Below are 16,911 nucleotides of genomic sequence, written 5' to 3'. Positions count from 1 at the left end.
CTTCTAAAGTGGATGACGTTCAAGGAACTCATCCCAATGAAATTAAACATCTGTCTGACTCTTATTAGTACCCCTCAACTTTAAAATTTCACTGACCTGTAATTCATATAAAACCTTCTCGTCGCAAAGTTGAATGTTGCTATGTGCTGGTATTATCACACGTCTGATGAAGTCGTTCGTTCCACTATGTTTTACACACTGGTCGTTTTTACTTTTTTTATCATGGCTAGATATGAATACGTGATGGCAAAACTGGAGGGGGTTCCAAAAGGCCTGTAACGCGAAAAACTCATAAAAGTAAAATGGCCTTACTGTAAAGTAAGACCATTCTTGTATTTGCAGGGAGGTAAGCTTTGATTTTATCTAAAGAGATTAGCCTGAAGCTAAAGAGCAAGAGGTATCAACTCGACGCCAAGCACACCACTTATCCCCATCACCACCAGCAGCGAGACTTTAAATACCGACTTCGACCACGCGACGTAGTTACTGTCGTCAATGCTGCGAAAGGTTACTTTCGTCCACATAAAGCAAACGACAGCCGCAACCGCTAAGTATTCATACCCGGCTTCACCAAGTAAAAATAATCCCAGCGATACTGCGCCAAAGGCCACCACATACGCTTTCATGTGTCGGTGTGCTTTATGAATACCCTCTTTAACGGGTAAAACCGGAATCCCCGCTTCTCGATAGTCTTGCATACGGAACATCGCAATCGCGTAGGAGTGCGGCATTTGCCATAAGCAGAACATGGTAAACAGCAGAATTGCTTCTAGGCTGATGAAGTTGGTCACCGCCAAGTAGCCCACTAATGGCGGCACGGCGCCAGAAATACTGCCAACAAGAGTGCCGTATACTGAGTTGCGCTTGTACCACATAGTGTAGAAGAACACGTAGTAGACGTAACCGAGCAGCACCACGACCGCCGAAAGCGGATTAACTAATTGGAACAGCAGCGCCGTTCCCACCAGTAACATCGCCAAGGCATAGACAAAGGCGACATCAATATTGATATTCCCTTTTACGGTCTCACGATTTTGTGTCCGCGCCATCTTTTGGTCGATATCGCGGTCAAAAATATTGTTCACCACACAACCTGAAGCAATCACCAGCCCCACGCCAGCCAAGGTTGTCAGAAACAACATCAGGCTCGCAGGTTCTGATTTTGCGGCGAGGAAGAACCCCGCCGCAACTGAGATCAGGTTGCCGAAAATAATGCCCGGTTTGGTGATAGACAAATAACTTTTCAGCATACCCGTGCCTACAACTTCATGTTGACGTTCATGTTGTAGATAATCCAGATCGAACCGGCAATCAGGATCAGCACAACAATGGCGGTAAACATCAATGACACCAAGTTCCAACGCCCATCTGACGTTTTCGCTTCTATGTGTAAGAAATACTTAAAGTGCACAAAAATCTGCACCAAAGCACACGTAAACATCACAACGTAAGTGGTGCTCGCTGGCAGTGTTTGCGCCCAGACGAAGTAGAACGGAATCACCGTTAAGATCAGCGAGGCAACGAAGCCTTTTACGTAATCCGACGAGCTGGTTTCAACATGTTGGCCCATTACATCACCCCCATTAAGTAAACGATGGTAAAGACACAAATCCAAACAATGTCTAGGAAGTGCCAGAACAGGCTCAAGCAGTTAAAACGCATCGCCATGTTGTCGTTCAGACCTTTAGTAGAAAGCTGGTGATAAGCCACCGCCAACCAAATCAGACCAAAGGTCACATGCAAGCCGTGCGTGCCAACCAGCGTAAAGAATGCCGATAGGAACGCGCTGGTCTGCGGGCCATAGCCTTCTTTAATCAGGTGATGGAACTCGTAGACTTCCATGCAGATAAAGCCAAGACCTAGCGCAAACGTAACTAACATCCAACGCTTGAGACCCGCCACGTCGTTGCGTTTCATCGCGATAATGCCAAAACCGAAAGTGATACTACTAAATAGCAGCAACATGGTTTCGACAAACACGAAAGGCAGTTCGAAAATCTCTTTACCCGTAGGACCGGCAATCGAGTTGCTAGACAGCACGGCGTATGTCGCGAACAAAGTCGCAAACAATACGCAGTCACTCATCAGGTAAACCCAGAAACCAAACAGCTTGTTGCCATTCGTGTCATGGTGGTGATCGTGGTCATGATGAGCTGCGACATTAGTTTGCATAAGTCACCTCCAGATCATCGCTGTTTTCGTTGTCTTTCACGGTTCCTTTCTTCGCTTCTTCTAGCTGAGCTCGGCGAGCGGCTTCGATCGCTTTGATCTCTTCCACTTCAACGTAGTAATCCACGTCATCGTTGTAGCTGTGCTGAATACACGTCACAACGATACCCACCAAACTTGCTGCCGCTAGCCACCAGATGTACCAGATCATCGCAAAGCCAAAGACCAGCGCCCAAGCCGACACATAAATACCCGTTGCCGTATTCTTCGGCATATGGATGCGTTCGTATTCCACTTCTTTCATTGGGTCGAACTCGCCACTTTGTTTTTGATACCAGAACGCGTCCAGTACATCGCCTTTTGGCAGATGAGCAAAGTTGTAGAACGGCGGAGGTGAAGACGTTGCCCATTCCAATGTACGGCCGCCCCACGGATCACCCGTTAGGTCACGGTTTTGCTCGCGGTCACGAATACTCACGTAGATTTGGATGAACTGAGACAATACGCCCAGAGCGATCACAACCGTGCCCGCCGCCGCAACAGCCAATAGCGGGAAGTATTCCGGGTTGATGTCTTGGCTCAGACGACGGGTCATGCCCATAAAACCCAGCGCGTAAAGCGGCAGGAACGCCATCAAGAAACCGACAATCCACAGATAGAACGCGCGTTTGCCCCAAGTTTCATTCATGGTGAAACCGGTCGCTTTCGGGAACCAGTAAGTGAACGCCGCAAAACAGCCGAACACCACACCACCGATAATCACGTTATGGAAGTGTGCGATTAGGAATACAGAGTTATGCAGAACGAAATCCGCACCCGGTACCGCCATCAGTACGCCCGTCATACCACCAACGGTGAAGGTAATTAGGAAACCTACCGTCCACATCATCGGTGTGGTAAATCGAATGCGGCCTTTGTACATAGTGAACAGCCAGTTGAAGATCTTCACCCCAGTTGGGATGGAAATGATCATCGTGGCGATGCCGAAGAAGGCATTCACGTTCGCGCCAGACCCCATGGTAAAGAAGTGATGCAACCAAACCACGAACGCCAAAATGGTGATGACGATCGTCGCCCACACCAGTGAGGTGTAACCGAATAGCTTTTTACGCGAGAAAGTTGCCGTCACTTCTGAGAACACACCAAAGATAGGTAGTACCAAGATGTACACTTCTGGGTGGCCCCATGCCCAAATCAAGTTGACGTACATCATTACGTTGCCGCCAAGATCATTGGTAAAGAAGTGCATGCCCAAGTAACGGTCGAGCGTCAGCAGTGCGATGGTGACGGTCAGAATTGGGAACGAAATGATAATCAGAATGTTGGCACATAGCGACGCCCACGTGAAAACTGGCATCTTCATCATAGGCATCGACGGTGTGCGCATACGCAAAATCGTTGCGAAGAAGTTCACACCCGTTAGCGTGGTACCGACACCAGATATCTGCAGCGCCCAAATCCAATAGTCGACTCCGACGCCCGGACTCGCTTCAATGCCAGATAGTGGCGGATACGCCAACCAACCGGTACGACCAAATTCACCCAAACCTAGCGACATGTTCGTCAGGATCACACCAACCACAAACAGCCAGAAGCTCAAGTTATTCAGATATGGGAACGCCACGTCACGTGCGCCGATTTGCAGCGGCACGATGATGTTCATCAGACCAATCACGAGCGGCATCGCAACGAAGAAAATCATGATTACGCCGTGCGCGGTAAAGATTTGGTCGTAGTGATGCGGCGGCAAATAGCCTGCTTCACCCGCAGAGGAAAGTAGCTGCTGGCTACGCATCATCACCGCGTCCGCAAAGCCACGTACAAGCATCAGCATCGCCACAGCGATGTACATGAAGCCAAGTTTTTTGTGGTCTACCGAAGTAAACCATTCATTCCATAGGTATTGCCATTTTCCAGCTTTGGTTACGGCAACCACCACGGCTAATCCCACCAACGCGACGATCGCCAGCGTGATGATGATGATCGGCTCGTGATATGGAATTGAATCCAGAGTTAATCTTCCAAACATGTGATTATCCTTGGTTTTCAGGCAAACAGTTCATGGAACCCGGATGTTGGGTCACGACGTTGCTGAACAGAAACGGAGGAACACTTGAGAACAGAGTGACAGGCGCAGCAACGCTTGGCTCAGCCAGCGAGCTGTATTGCTCCCAGTCTTCGATTCGATCAGGGCTCGCTTTCACTTTTTGCACCCAGTTTAGGAATGCTGCGCGATCCGGCATTGCCGATGCGGTGAACTTCATCTGCGAGAAACCTTCGCCGCTGTAGTTCGACGCAAAGCCCTTGTAGTCCCCTTCGTGGTTAGCGATCAGATTCAACTTAGTCACCATGCCTGGCATCGCGTAAATCTGAGTACCCAAACGCGGGATAAAGAACGCGTTCATGATGTTGTCTGAAGTCAGCTTAAAGGTCACAGGCACATCTTTCGGAAACGCCACGAAGTTTACGGTCGCGATGTTTTCTTCCGGATAGATGAACAACCATTTCCAATCAAGCGAGACCACTTCAATCGTCATCGGTTTGACATCACTCACCAGAGGTTTGGATGGCTCTAGTTCGTGGGTAGAACGCCAAGTGATGGTGGCAAGAATGGCGATAATGATGATGGGAATTGTCCATACCACCACTTCAATTTTGGTCGAGTGCGACCATTCTGGTGCGTACTCTTCGTCGGTGTTACTTGCTCGGTATCGATAAGCGAAGTAAATCGTCATCAGAATCACAGGGATCACGACGATTAACATCAGCAAAAGAGCGGTGATGATCAGCTCTTTTTCTTGGACACCAATGGCACCTTTCGGGTCAAGCAAAGCAGAATTACATCCTGAGAGCAAAAGTATGACGCACGCCAAACTCCCCCTCGACAAGATGCGTTTATATCTTGAGGCTTCCATTAACTTTCTCGATGGTTGTCTGGTTTCAAAGCAAATGCCATTACGCTTGGTATCAAGCTAAGAACCAGTTGTTATAGTCATTAGAATGTTTATGTGTTGAGCATGTGCAACATTGGGATCATCGAGTATCAAACGGGATTGCAGCGTGGTTAAAACCACACTTACAGTGTGAGTTTAATGTTACACTTTGAAACACAATGTTACATTTGGCGCATTATGAGGAGTAAAAAGTTAAAGCTCATCAGTCACAACTGGAAACTAACCTTCCAATAATGAAATTTAGGTATGTAAACCACCAGCTAAAACTCTCGCGTAAAATTGACGTGCCACAGAGTAAAAGCCATATTTAATAAGGTGTTAGATAGACAGGAAAGAACGGACTGATGAATTGATCATAAATCCGGTGATAGTTATAAGATGATTAAAAATCAAACCAAAGAATTGTGACCAACATCAAATTAATGATTTCACGTAATATTTGAATGGTATTTATTCTTAATTAAATATGGCACGAATTTTATTTACTATATGAATGTGTGTATCGGTATTAAAAAAGAAAGCAGATCCTGCCCTCAATGTGACTCGTCACTAAGCAGACAAATATGCCTCCCTGAGGGAATCATTCTCTGAAAAAGCGTTTACATTCGGATTCCGCCATCCACCTCAAGCACGCGGCCAGTGAAGTAATCACTCTCAAGAATGTATTTGACGGCATGAGCGACTTCACTCGCTTCCCCCATTCTCCCTACCGGAATCATCTTTTCTAGACGTTCGATCGCCTCTGGCTTCATTTGATCAGCCATCGCCGTATGTACAACCCCTGGCGCAATCGCAGCGGCTCGAATGCCGTACCTTGCAAGCTCGCGTGCCCACGTTGTTGCCATGGTAGCGACCGCCGCTTTGGAGGCGGAATAGTTGGTTTGACCAATATTCCCGGCTCTCGCAACGCTGGAGATATTGATGATGACCCCTTGTGAGCCACTTTCAATCATTTTTACAGCAGCCTCACGCCCACACAGAAATGTTCCCGTGACATTGACATTCATGACGAGATTAAACTGCTCCAACGACATTTTGCTGATAACGCCATCTTTGGCTTTTACAAGCAAACCATCTCGCAGCACTCCCGCATTGTTGATGAGTCCATTGAGCTGACCGAAATCTTGAAGAATGGTGTCAAATGTCGCTTCCACATCCGATTCATTTGTCACATCAACCGGATAAGTGAACGCTTTCGCACTTAACATCTGACATTGTGATTGTGTCTCTCGTAAACCGGTTTCATTCACATCGAGCAAAGCCAAATCAGCTCCGGATTGAGCGAGGGTAATCGCCATCATTTGGCCCAGCCCCTGCCCTGCACCTGTAATCGCAACAACGCTATTTTTTATATCCATATTTGCTCTCCCAAACTTGTCGATACTCAGACACGAAATATCGAAACTGGGAGCTTATTGCTCCCAGCACAATGTTCATTTGTTGTTCTTATAGAATTCAAACAGACTTGAGAAATCGAGCTCACCATGACCACTCGAGTTATGGAATGCATAGAGGTTACGCGCCAACGCTCCCATAGGCACCGAGGAGTGGGTTTGTAATGCGGCATCTAATCCCAAACCTAAATCCTTTAGCATCAACTTACTCATAAAGCCCGGTTGATAATCATGGCTGGCTGGCGCGCTATCCATCACGCCCGGGCATGGATTATAAAGCTCTAACGCCCAGTTTCGTCCTGAGCTTTGCAGCATGATGTTGGACAAGACTTTTGGATCGAGCCCATGATCAATGCCTAAGTTCAGCGCCTCACACGTGCCTGACATCAAAATACCCAGCATCAGGTTATTACAGATTTTAGCCATCTGCCCATCGCCAGCTTTACCCGCATGAAAAACGTTTTTCCCCATATACTGCAAAATGGCGTTCGCTTTTGAGAATGCCTCATCCGAGCCACCGACAATGAACGTCAACGTTGCCGCTTTAGCTCCCGCGACGCCACCCGAAACCGGTGCATCGACAAACAACAAACGCTTGTTTGCCGCTTCATTGGCAACCAATCTTGCTGAATCGGGATCGATCGTCGAACAATCAATCAATAGTGTATTCGGTGCGACAAGGTTCATCACGCCAACGCCCCCGTGTAAGTCCCCCAAATACACCGACCGAACGTGAGACCCCGCTGGAAGCATGGTGATCACGGTGCTCGCACCATCCACCACTTCTTCGAGCGAGCTCGCAACCACTGCCCCAAATGGCACCAGTTGTTTTGCGGCTTCCACATCTACGTCAAATATTTGCACGTTAAACCCTGACGCTAACAAGTTCTGCGCCATTGGATTTCCCATTCGACCCAACCCAATAAATGCGATGGTACTCATGATTATTCTCCTTATTGACCTAACGGCTAACCTAGCGGCTGTTCACCGAGCTTGGCGAGCGGGTGTTCATCGTCGGACCAAAGCGAGGTAAACAATAAGTCGATGACATCTTCATCGACTTCACTGACCGTTTTAAACATCCAGTTTGGCTCACCATCTCGGTCGATAAGGCGAGCGCGAACGCCCTCTTCAAATTCCCCTAAGAGCGCACAACGAACCGACAGGCTCAGCTCCAATCGGAAGCAGTCTGCAAGCGGTAAGCGGTGATATTCTTTAACTTGTCGAAAGCAGATATGAGCAGTAATCGGGCTGCCTGACGAAAATGTTTCTTTCGCACCTGCAATCCACGGGCTGCCGTCTTCCATCGCCATAATGCGTTGAGCAATGAGGTTTAGGTCTACGCCTTTGCAAGCTTCTTTGATTTGCTCGAGATGAGGGCAGATTTGCGTGGTTGGTTTGCTGTCGATGATTTGTTCTTCCAACAACGCCAACAGCGCACTAACCAGTTCCTTCGCACCAGAAGTCCCCCATGGCACTTTTTGTAGCTCTTTTAACAAAGTGGGATATTGCTCTTCCAGCAACAGCCAATCCGCCAGACCAGTAGTGACAGCGTCACTCGAATTAACGAGCGCACCAGTCAAGCCAAGAAATAAACCCACTTCGGGATCGATTTGACTAAGGAACCAAGTACCACCTACGTCTGGATATAGACCGATGTTGATTTCTGGCATGGCTAAACGCGATATTGGCGTAACAACCTTGTGGCTTGTACCCATAAACAGCCCCATGCCACCACCCATCACGATGCCTTCACCCCATCCAATGATGGGTTTATCGTAGGTATGGATTAAGTAGTCACACTCGTATTCCAACGCAAAGTATTTTGTGCAAAATTCTACAGTCGCTTCTTTGCTCTCATTGTGCATGACGTGATACATCGCCCGCACATCCCCGCCAGCACAGAATGCTTTTTCTCCCGCACCACTTAACACCACACAAACCACGTGCGGATCGTGTTGCCATTTGATCAATTGATCGTGAAGTTGAAGCAACATATCGAACGTCAATGCGTTCAGTGAAGGCGTGTTATCCAACGTCGCGACGCCGATGCGATGTACGCCATCGACACAATCCATTTCTGTAATGGTGACCGTTCCTACCATGAAGCCTCCTATTGGTTCTTCCAGTTAGGTGGACGCTTTTCAAGAAAGGCGCGTACGCCTTCTGTTTGATCTTCGGTATCAAATAAATCGAGGAATAATTCACGCTCTTTCATTAAGCCGTGTTTGAGTGGCGCAGAGCGCATGTTTTGAATCAGAATTTTGCACGCGGCGACCGAAGAAGGCGATTGATTTGCAACCGACTCAGCCATCGCAATCGCTTTACTTAAGGCTTCCCCTTTTGGCACTAGCTCCTCCGCTAAGCCTAGTTCTTTTGCCAGAGAGGCGCTGATTTGTTCGCCGCAAAGAATCATGCGTTTCGCCCATCCTTCGCCAACAAGCGCGGTGAGGTTTTGTGTGCCACCAGCGCAAGGAAGCAGCCCAACTTTCGCTTCTGGCAGCGCGAGTATGGCTTGCTCTTCGACCACTCGAATATCACACGCCAACGCCACTTCTAGCCCACCACCCATGGCATAACCATTAATGGCAGCAATAGATACACCTCGAAACTCGGAGAGAGTTTCAAATGCTTCACCAAAGCAGCGCGCCATCTCTAACGCGCGTGTTTTGTCACCATCAGCAAACAACTTGAGATCCGCACCTGCCGAGAAAAACTTGTCACCACTGCCAGTAATGACCAAGGCATATACGTCTTTATTTTGGTTAAGCGTACACACCAACGCTTTTAAAGCGTGAAGGCTATCTGCTGTCCACGTGTTCGCGGGGGGATTATTCATCGTAATCACAGCGACGTGATTTTGAATGGTGTGCTCAATGGCTTGTGGCGTTGATGACATAATGTGACTTCCCCTTTTGATGGCGCAGACCCGATAGCTTGTTAGAGCAACGCTGACGTTTCTGAGAGCAGACGACGCGCGATGATCAGACGCATGATTTCATTAGTGCCCTCAAGAATTTGATGTACGCGAACGTCACGGAAATAACGCTCCAAGGGGTACTCTTTTATGTACCCGTAACCGCCGTAGATCTGCAACGCTTGGTCGCAAATTTGAAAACCGACGTCGGTTGCAAAGCGTTTCGCCATCGCGCAGTACGTCGTCGCATCGGAATCGCCTCGATCGAGTTTGCTGGCGGCATAACGCACCAATTGCCGTGCTGCGACAAGCTCCGTCGCCATGTCCGCTAAGTTGAATTGCAGCGCCTGAAATTGCGCTAACGATTTTCCGAACTGCTTTCGCTCCTGCATATATTGCGTAGCTTGATTCAGAGCTTGTTGCGCCGTACCAACGGAACAGGTCGCGATATTAATGCGCCCACCGTCCAATCCTTTCATGGCAAATATGAAGCCTTGCCCTTCTTCGCCCAGTAAATGACTTGCTGGAATAACGACATTTTCAAACGTAACCGCGCGTGTTGGTTGGCTGTTCCAGCCCATTTTGGGCTCTTTTCGCCCATAACTGATGCCGTCAGCTTGAGCAGGAACAACAAATGCAGACACACCTTTGGCACCCGCTTCGCCCGTTCGCGCCATCACGACCAAAACATCCGTCTCTCCTGCGCCGGAGATAAATGCTTTACCGCCATTCAACACGTATGTATCGCCTTTTTTGCTCGCGGTTGTGGTCAACGAAGCGGCATCCGACCCCGCATTGGGCTCTGTCAAGCAATACGAACCCAACCATTCTCCGGTGACGAGTTTAGGACAATATTTGGCTCTCACGTCTTCGGTCGCGAAACTCGCCACCATCCAACTCACCATATTGTGGATGGTCATGAAAGCAGTCGTCGACGTGCACCCCATGGAGAGCTGCTCAAAAACAATCGACGCATCCAAACGGCTTAACCCCAAACCACCATGTTCTTCTGGCGTATAGAGGCTGAGAAAACCCAGTTCTCCCGCCTCTCTCAATACGTCTTTGGGAAAGATCTGTTTTTCATCCCACTCTGCGGCCATTGTTGCTAAACGCTCTAACGAAAACTGCTGAGCCGTATCGGCAAATGCACGTTGATCTTCATTAAGTTCAAAGTCCATAAAAGCTCCTTGCTGGGTAGTCAGCGCAGTTGAATGGTCAAATTCGGCCCTGTTGGGATGTCATCATCAAACCACCTTGCCGTTACGGTTTTAGTCTCGGTATAAAAACGCACTGCTTGCTTGCCATACGCATGCAAATCACCATAGAAACTGCCCCTCCAACCCGTGAAGGAGAAGAATGGCAAAGGCACCGGAATCGGAACATTGATACCGACCTGACCAACTTGAATCTCGTGCTGATATTTCCGTGCTGCCGCGCCATTAGCGGTGAATATCGACGTGCCATTACCGTAAGGATTGCGATTGACGAGCTCGATCGCCTCTTGCAACGTCTCAACCTCAATACACACCAAAACTGGGCCAAAGATCTCTTGGGTGTAAATCGACATATTCGGCGTTACGCCGCTAAACAGCGTTGGCCCGACCCAATTACCATCGGGAAACCCTTCAACTTCACATTGGCTGCCATCAAGTTCACACACCGCACCTTGTTGTTTGCCTAACTCAATCAAACCCAAAACGCGCTGCTTGGCTTGCTCACTGATCAAAGGGCCATACGCAGCATCCTCATCATCCCAAGCGCCGGGATGGATTTTCGCCATTTCTTGTTTGAGATCGGCAATCCACGCTTTTGACTCGCCAACAAACACCGCGACTGAAATCGCCATGCAACGTTGCCCTGCAGCACCAACCGACGACCCAACCAAGTTGTTGATGACGTGATCTTTGTTAGCATCAGGCATGACAACCATGTGATTTTTAGCGCCAGCAAAGGCTTGTACGCGTTTAAAGTATTGAGTTCCCGTGGTGTAAATGTACTGCGCGACAGGCACTGAGCCGACGAAAGACACCGCGCGAATATCGGGATGAGCAAGCAAGAAATCGACTTGCTCTTTGCGGCCATGAAGAATCTGCAATACGCCTTTTGGCGCACCCGCCTCTTCAAAAAGCTCAGCTAAGCGAATCGAGGTCAAAGGCACTTGCTCGGAAGGCTTAAGAACGAAAGTGTTACCGCTCGCGATTGCGATGGGAAACATCCACAACGGGATCATGGCAGGAAAGTTGAACGGAGTAATGCCGCAGCACACACCCAAAGGCTGGATGAGAGAGTAGCTGTCGATCTCAGTCGCGACATTTTCGACCGTTTCTCCCATCAGGTTGCTGGCTATGTTAGCCGCTTGCTCAACCACTTCTATGCCGCGCCAAACATCGCCTTTGGCATCGGCAAAGATTTTGCCCGTTTCGTGCGAAAGCAAGGTCGCGATTTCATCATGATGTTCTTTCAAAAGATGCTGATAGCGAAGCATCAAACGCGCTCGCTCTGATACCGCCACCTCTTTCCAAGATTGAAAAGCCGTTTGCGCACTTTCGATGGCCGCTTTCATCTCAGCATTTGTCGAACATGGCACATACGCGATTACGTCATTGGTGGCGGGATTGGTGACTTCAACCCAATCTGAGGTTTGAGACTCACGAAACTCACCATCAATAAATAAGGGAACCAAACGAGTCATCATTTACTCCTTTGTTAACTGTGCAGAAATTACAGCGGGATCTCGATACCTATCGCTGTCGCCTCGCCACCGCCAATACACAGTGACGCAACGCCTCGCATCACTTTCTTGTTGCTTGCATCCCCATCAATCCCCAGTGCTTGTAGCTGTCGTAAACTGTGGATCAATGTGACCAAAATGCGAGCCCCACTGGCACCAATTGGATGCCCGAGCGCACAAGCTCCGCCTTTAATATTGACCTTACTTGAATCAAGCCCTAATTCCGCAACCGCAATTTGTGTCACTACCGCAAAGGCTTCGTTGATTTCCCAGAGATCAATTTCGTCAATCGACCAATCCATTTGCGACAACAATTGTTCAATGGCGTAGACCGGAGCCAACGTAAACTCATCCGGCTTTCTCGCGTGAGTCGCGTGCGATTTGATGATGGCAAGCGGGGTAAGATTTTGGTGGCGCGCCGTCTCTTCATCCATCAAAATCAACGCGGCTGCACCATCGGAAATGGCACTGGAGTTCGCCGCAGTCACTGAGCCTTTTTTATCGAAAGCGGGTTTGAGCTGAGGAATTTTTTCTAGATCGATGGAACGAGGATGTTCATCATAATCGAGGTGGGTTGTGGCTGTTTTTGTCCGGATGTCAATTGGTGCAATTTCATCATCAAACAAACCACGCTCTTGCGCTTCTAACGCTCGTTTTGCAGACATGGTTGCCCACTCATTCATTTTCTCACGGCTGAATTTGAGCCTATCTGCAATTTGCTGAGCATAGACGCCCATCAAGTGCCCTTCGTAAGCATCCTGCAATCCATCGAGAAACATGTGATCGTAAGTGGAGTGATGCCCTAATCGCATGCCATTGCGCGCCTCTTTCAACAAATAGGGCGCATTCGTCATGCTTTCCATACCTCCAGCAACAGCCGTTCGAATGGTGCCAGCTTTGATCAAGTCATGAGCAAGCATGACGCTTTTCATTCCCGAACCGCAAACTTTATTGATGGTTGTGCACCCTGTACTGAGTGGTAAACCCGCACCGAGCGCTGCCTGTCTAGCCGGCGCTTGTCCGCATCCGGCTGGCAGTACGCAGCCCATCAACACTTCATCAATTACGGTCTCAGAAAGTACGTTTTCACCCAGCGATTTCATCGCGGCCTTTATGGCAAATGCGCCTAACTGCGGTGCGGAGTACGGTTGCAACAGCCCTTGAAAGCGCCCAATTGGCGTTCTTTTCGCACTGACAATCCAAATGTCGTTTCCCATGATTCGCATTCCCTAACGGTGTATCACAGCGTACGAACTTACCCACCACAATTGCCTATTCAGGTTTTCTCACCTCAAACGATGAAGCTCTATCCCTTATCCGGCAACGAAATTATCGCACTGTGATTTCTTGACGTTTACGTAAGCATAGCACTAGCCTTTACAGTGAAGTAAAGAAACACATTGATAACAACCTAATTTTTATTCAGTCATGGTCGGATTTCGAGAAGCTGGATTTTTATTCGAGGTAAGTGTGTTATGGAAAAATACAAAATCAGTGATCTCGCCAAAGAGTTCGACATCACGACGCGCAGCATTCGATTTTATGAAGACGTCGGCCTGATTGAGCCAGAGCGAAAAGGCAATATGCGCGTTTATCAGCGCAGAGACAAAATCCGACTTAAACTGATTCTTAGAGGGAAACGGCTCGGCTTCTCACTGGCAGAAATACGTGAACTGTTCGAACTTTACGACATGCAACAAACGGATGAACAGCTGCTCAAAATGCTCAATATCATTGAAGAAAAGCAAGCCGTGTTACAACAGCAGTTAAATGACATTGGTGTCGTCATGGGCGAGCTCAATGCGGCAAAAGAACGCTGCCTTCAAACACTAAAAAACAACGAAAAGTAACAACGCCACTAACTCAAATTTCCCTCACTCAAGCAGTGCACGATTTTCACAGTCACACACCTGCAACAGGGAGACGTTATGAAAACGAGCTACATCCCGCTGAATTTCGGGCTCGGTGAAACCATTGATATACTCCGAGATCACGTCAATGCGTTCGCGAGTGAGCATATAGCTCCTATTGCCGCCGATATTGACCATTACAATCAGTTTCCTAGCCATTTATGGCCACTTCTTGGCGAAATGGGCTTGCTTGGCGTAACCGTCAGCGAAGAATATGGTGGTGCTGAAATGGGCTACCTCGCCCACGTTGTAGCAATGGAAGAGATAAGCCGAGCATCAGCCTCCGTCGCGCTCAGCTACGGCGCACATTCAAATCTTTGCGTAAACCAAATCTTTCGAAACGGCACCCCAACGCAACGAGAAAAGTATCTACCTAAATTAGTTGATGGTTCGCACATAGGCGCTCTGGCGATGAGCGAAGTCAATTCGGGTTCGGATGTCGTCAGCATGCAACTAAAAGCCGAAGACAAAGGCGACCACTTCTTACTCAATGGCACAAAAATGTGGATCACGAACGGCCCCGATGCGGACGTGGTCGTGGTGTACGCCAAAACAGACGCTGATGCGGGATCGCGCGGGATCACAGCGTTTATCGTCGAGCGCAGTTTTACCGGATTCAGTGACGCGCAAAAGCTCGATAAGTTGGGAATGCGAGGCTCAAACACATCTGAGCTCGTCTTCAACAATTGCAAAGTACCTAAAGAAAACATTCTCGGAGCACTCAATTGTGGCGTCGAAGTATTGATGAGTGGGCTTGATTACGAGCGCGTTGTTTTAGCTGCTGGCCCACTCGGCATTATGCAAGCGTGTATGGATATCGTCGTCCCCTACGTGCATGAGCGCAAACAGTTCGGCAAATCCATCGGCAAGTTTCAGCTTGTGCAGGGCAAATTGGCCGACATGTACTCACGTATGAACGCTGCAAAAGCGTACGTCTACACCGTCGCAGCGGCTTGTGATCGTGGTGAATGCACGCGCAAAGATGCCGCCGGGGTGATTTTGTACAGCGCAGAATTGGCGACACAAATGGCGCTCGATGCCATTCAACTACTCGGCGGTAATGGCTACATCAATGAATACGCAACCGGACGCCTTCTGCGTGACGCAAAACTGTATGAAATTGGGGCAGGAACCTCCGAAATTCGCCGAATGCTCATCGGGCGCGAATTGTTTGAGGAATCACGCTAGCTCCTGATTCACTCGCTAGGAAAAGGAAGTCATCATGGCCATCATAAAAAGCAAAACCAAGCCAACTGACGAGCTGTTTCTTTCTAACCAAGCCGCGATGGAAATGCTGGTTGAAAAGCTGCAAAAAGACATCGCCACCATCAAGCTCGGTGGCGGCGAACGTGCCATTGCTCATCAGCGACAAAAAGGAAAACTCCCGGTTCGAGAACGAATTTCACATTTGCTCGATGATGGCAGCAACTTCCTTGAAATCGGTCAGTTCGCCGCTTGGCAAGTGTACGATGAGTCCATCCCATGCGCGGGTGTCGTGGCTGGCATCGGCATGATCGAAGGTATTCAATGTATGGTGATTGCCAACGATCCTTCGGTCAAAGGCGGCACCTATTATCCTCTCACCGTGAAAAAGCACCTTCGAGCACAAGAGATAGCTCAGCGTTGCCAACTACCGTGTGTCTACCTTGTCGACTCTGGCGGCGCAAATCTCCCCCATCAATCTGAAGTCTTTCCCGATAAAGATCACTTCGGCCGTATCTTCTTCAACCAAGCCAGAATGTCGGCAAAAGGCATTCCTCAAATCGCCGTTGTTATGGGGCTGTGCACCGCAGGCGGTGCTTATGTCCCAGCAATGGCAGACGTGTCGATAATGGTGAAAGAACAAGGCACCATTTTTTTAGCTGGGCCACCATTGGTAAAAGCCGCAACGGGCGAAATCGTGACTGGTGAAGAACTCGGCGGCGCAGATGTGCATTGTCGAAAATCGGGGGTGGCAGATTATTACGCCGAAAACGATGAGCACGCCTTAGACTTGGCGCGCGAGGCGATTGCCAACGCGAACCGTCCAAAGCCGCCGAAATCAGACAGTGCCATCTTGCCTCCACGTTACGATGCCGAAGAAATGTACGGTATCGTCAACGCCAATTTGCGTTTGTCGTTTGATGTACGTGAAATCATTGCGCGTATCGTCGATGATTCGGATTTCGATGAGTTTAAAGCCCTCTACGGACGCACGTTGGTGTGCGGCTTTGCGCGCATTCATGGTCAGTTGATTGGCATTGTCGCGAACAACGGCATTTTGTTTTCTGACTCCTCACAAAAAGGCGCGCACTTTATTGAACTGTGCGCCAAACGCAAAACGCCGCTACTCTTTTTGCAAAACATCACCGGATTCATGGTCGGCAAAAAAGTCGAGGAAGAAGGCATCGCCAAACACGGTGCAAAACTGGTGATGGCGGTGGCGTGTGCTGATGTGCCTAAATTCACGGTGATCATTGGCGGATCTTACGGCGCAGGAAACTACGGCATGTGCGGACGAGCGTATGACCCAACCATGATGTGGATGTGGCCAAACGCACGCATCTCCGTAATGGGCGGAGAGCAAGCCGCTGGCGTGTTGACTCAGGTGCGCAAAGAGATAAACCAACGTCGCGGCGAAGAATGGTCCGAGCAAGAAGAACACACTTTCAAAGAATCGATCATAGACTTGTATGAGACCCAAGGGCATCCGTACTTTGCCAGTGCAAGATTATGGGACGACGGCATCATTGACCCCAAAGAGACGCGAAACGTGCTTGCACAAGCGTTAATGGCCGCGCTCAACGCGCCAATACCTGATAGCGAATTTGGCATCTTTAGAATGTAACCGTGCAAT

Annotated in this window: 15 protein-coding genes; 3 read left to right on the top strand and 12 right to left on the bottom strand. The window is 48.9% G+C overall.

Translation table 11 applies throughout. The annotated features are described in order from the left end of the window. Positions 1 to 383: 383 nt before the first annotated feature. The 12 genes from cyoE to ACF8EG_RS23350 all read right to left on the bottom strand — a co-directional run bounded on the left by cyoE (position 384) and on the right by ACF8EG_RS23350 (position 13,382). A complete protein-coding gene (gene cyoE / locus ACF8EG_RS23405; protein WP_195157145.1) occupies positions 384 to 1,298 on the bottom strand; it encodes a heme o synthase in 915 nt (304 codons plus the stop codon). Beyond that, positions 1,259 to 1,570 carry a cytochrome o ubiquinol oxidase subunit IV gene (gene cyoD / locus ACF8EG_RS23400; RefSeq protein WP_053815358.1) on the bottom strand — a complete coding sequence of 104 codons (312 nt, stop codon included), beginning with the start codon at positions 1,568 to 1,570 and terminating at the stop codon, positions 1,259 to 1,261. Before cyoD ends, cyoE begins: the two co-directional genes overlap by 40 nt. Beyond that, complete coding sequence (gene cyoC / locus ACF8EG_RS23395; RefSeq protein ID WP_021821510.1) at positions 1,570 to 2,172, bottom strand: cytochrome o ubiquinol oxidase subunit III; 603 nt, start codon at positions 2,170 to 2,172, stop codon at positions 1,570 to 1,572. The genes cyoD and cyoC overlap by 1 nt, the downstream gene beginning before the upstream one ends. Continuing rightward, positions 2,162 to 4,198, bottom strand: coding sequence for a cytochrome o ubiquinol oxidase subunit I (gene cyoB, locus ACF8EG_RS23390; RefSeq protein ID WP_031813179.1), 2,037 nt, complete (start codon positions 4,196 to 4,198; stop codon positions 2,162 to 2,164). Before cyoB ends, cyoC begins: the two co-directional genes overlap by 11 nt. Positions 4,199 to 4,202: 4 nt before the next feature. After that, positions 4,203 to 5,084, bottom strand: coding sequence for a ubiquinol oxidase subunit II (gene cyoA / locus ACF8EG_RS23385; protein ID WP_079752350.1), 882 nt, complete (start codon positions 5,082 to 5,084; stop codon positions 4,203 to 4,205). A gap of 638 nt (positions 5,085 to 5,722) precedes the next feature. Beyond that, positions 5,723 to 6,481, bottom strand: coding sequence for an SDR family oxidoreductase (locus ACF8EG_RS23380; RefSeq protein WP_069505903.1), 759 nt, complete (start codon positions 6,479 to 6,481; stop codon positions 5,723 to 5,725). Positions 6,482 to 6,556: 75 nt separating this feature from the next. Then, positions 6,557 to 7,459 (bottom strand): 3-hydroxyisobutyrate dehydrogenase, encoded by a 903-nt coding sequence (gene mmsB, locus ACF8EG_RS23375; protein WP_015313074.1) that lies wholly within the window; start codon positions 7,457 to 7,459, stop codon positions 6,557 to 6,559. A 26-nt stretch (positions 7,460 to 7,485) separates the two neighbouring features. Further along, complete coding sequence (locus ACF8EG_RS23370; protein ID WP_069505901.1) at positions 7,486 to 8,622, bottom strand: enoyl-CoA hydratase/isomerase family protein; 1,137 nt, start codon at positions 8,620 to 8,622, stop codon at positions 7,486 to 7,488. 8 nt (positions 8,623 to 8,630) lie between these two features. After that, positions 8,631 to 9,416 (bottom strand): enoyl-CoA hydratase, encoded by a 786-nt coding sequence (locus tag ACF8EG_RS23365; RefSeq protein WP_069505899.1) that lies wholly within the window; start codon positions 9,414 to 9,416, stop codon positions 8,631 to 8,633. Positions 9,417 to 9,457: 41 nt separating this feature from the next. After that, on the bottom strand, positions 9,458 to 10,612 hold the full coding sequence (locus tag ACF8EG_RS23360) for an acyl-CoA dehydrogenase family protein (RefSeq protein ID WP_069505897.1): 1,155 nt from the start codon (positions 10,610 to 10,612) through the stop codon (positions 9,458 to 9,460). 20 nt (positions 10,613 to 10,632) lie between these two features. Continuing rightward, complete coding sequence (locus ACF8EG_RS23355) at positions 10,633 to 12,126, bottom strand: CoA-acylating methylmalonate-semialdehyde dehydrogenase (protein ID WP_069505895.1); 1,494 nt, start codon at positions 12,124 to 12,126, stop codon at positions 10,633 to 10,635. A 29-nt stretch (positions 12,127 to 12,155) separates the two neighbouring features. Then, positions 12,156 to 13,382, bottom strand: coding sequence for a thiolase family protein (locus ACF8EG_RS23350; protein ID WP_069505893.1), 1,227 nt, complete (start codon positions 13,380 to 13,382; stop codon positions 12,156 to 12,158). A 258-nt stretch (positions 13,383 to 13,640) separates the two neighbouring features. Here ACF8EG_RS23350 and ACF8EG_RS23345 point away from each other — a divergent pair, with 258 nt between their 5' ends. The 3 genes from ACF8EG_RS23345 to ACF8EG_RS23335 all read left to right on the top strand — a co-directional run bounded on the left by ACF8EG_RS23345 (position 13,641) and on the right by ACF8EG_RS23335 (position 16,902). Then, positions 13,641 to 14,015, top strand: coding sequence for a MerR family DNA-binding transcriptional regulator (locus ACF8EG_RS23345; protein WP_005455792.1), 375 nt, complete (start codon positions 13,641 to 13,643; stop codon positions 14,013 to 14,015). A gap of 78 nt (positions 14,016 to 14,093) precedes the next feature. Then, positions 14,094 to 15,263, top strand: coding sequence for an isovaleryl-CoA dehydrogenase (locus ACF8EG_RS23340; RefSeq protein ID WP_069505891.1), 1,170 nt, complete (start codon positions 14,094 to 14,096; stop codon positions 15,261 to 15,263). Positions 15,264 to 15,297: 34 nt separating this feature from the next. Continuing rightward, positions 15,298 to 16,902 carry a carboxyl transferase domain-containing protein gene (locus ACF8EG_RS23335; RefSeq protein ID WP_029793185.1) on the top strand — a complete coding sequence of 535 codons (1,605 nt, stop codon included), beginning with the start codon at positions 15,298 to 15,300 and terminating at the stop codon, positions 16,900 to 16,902. The last annotated feature ends 9 nt before the right edge of the window (positions 16,903 to 16,911 follow it).

The sequence above is a fragment of the Vibrio sp. YQ_11 genome (assembly GCF_043103065.1).
In the GTDB taxonomy this organism is placed as follows: domain Bacteria; phylum Pseudomonadota; class Gammaproteobacteria; order Enterobacterales; family Vibrionaceae; genus Vibrio; species Vibrio parahaemolyticus.
Note: the sequence above shows the minus strand (reverse complement) of the source record. Positions and strands in the feature narration are given on the sequence as shown.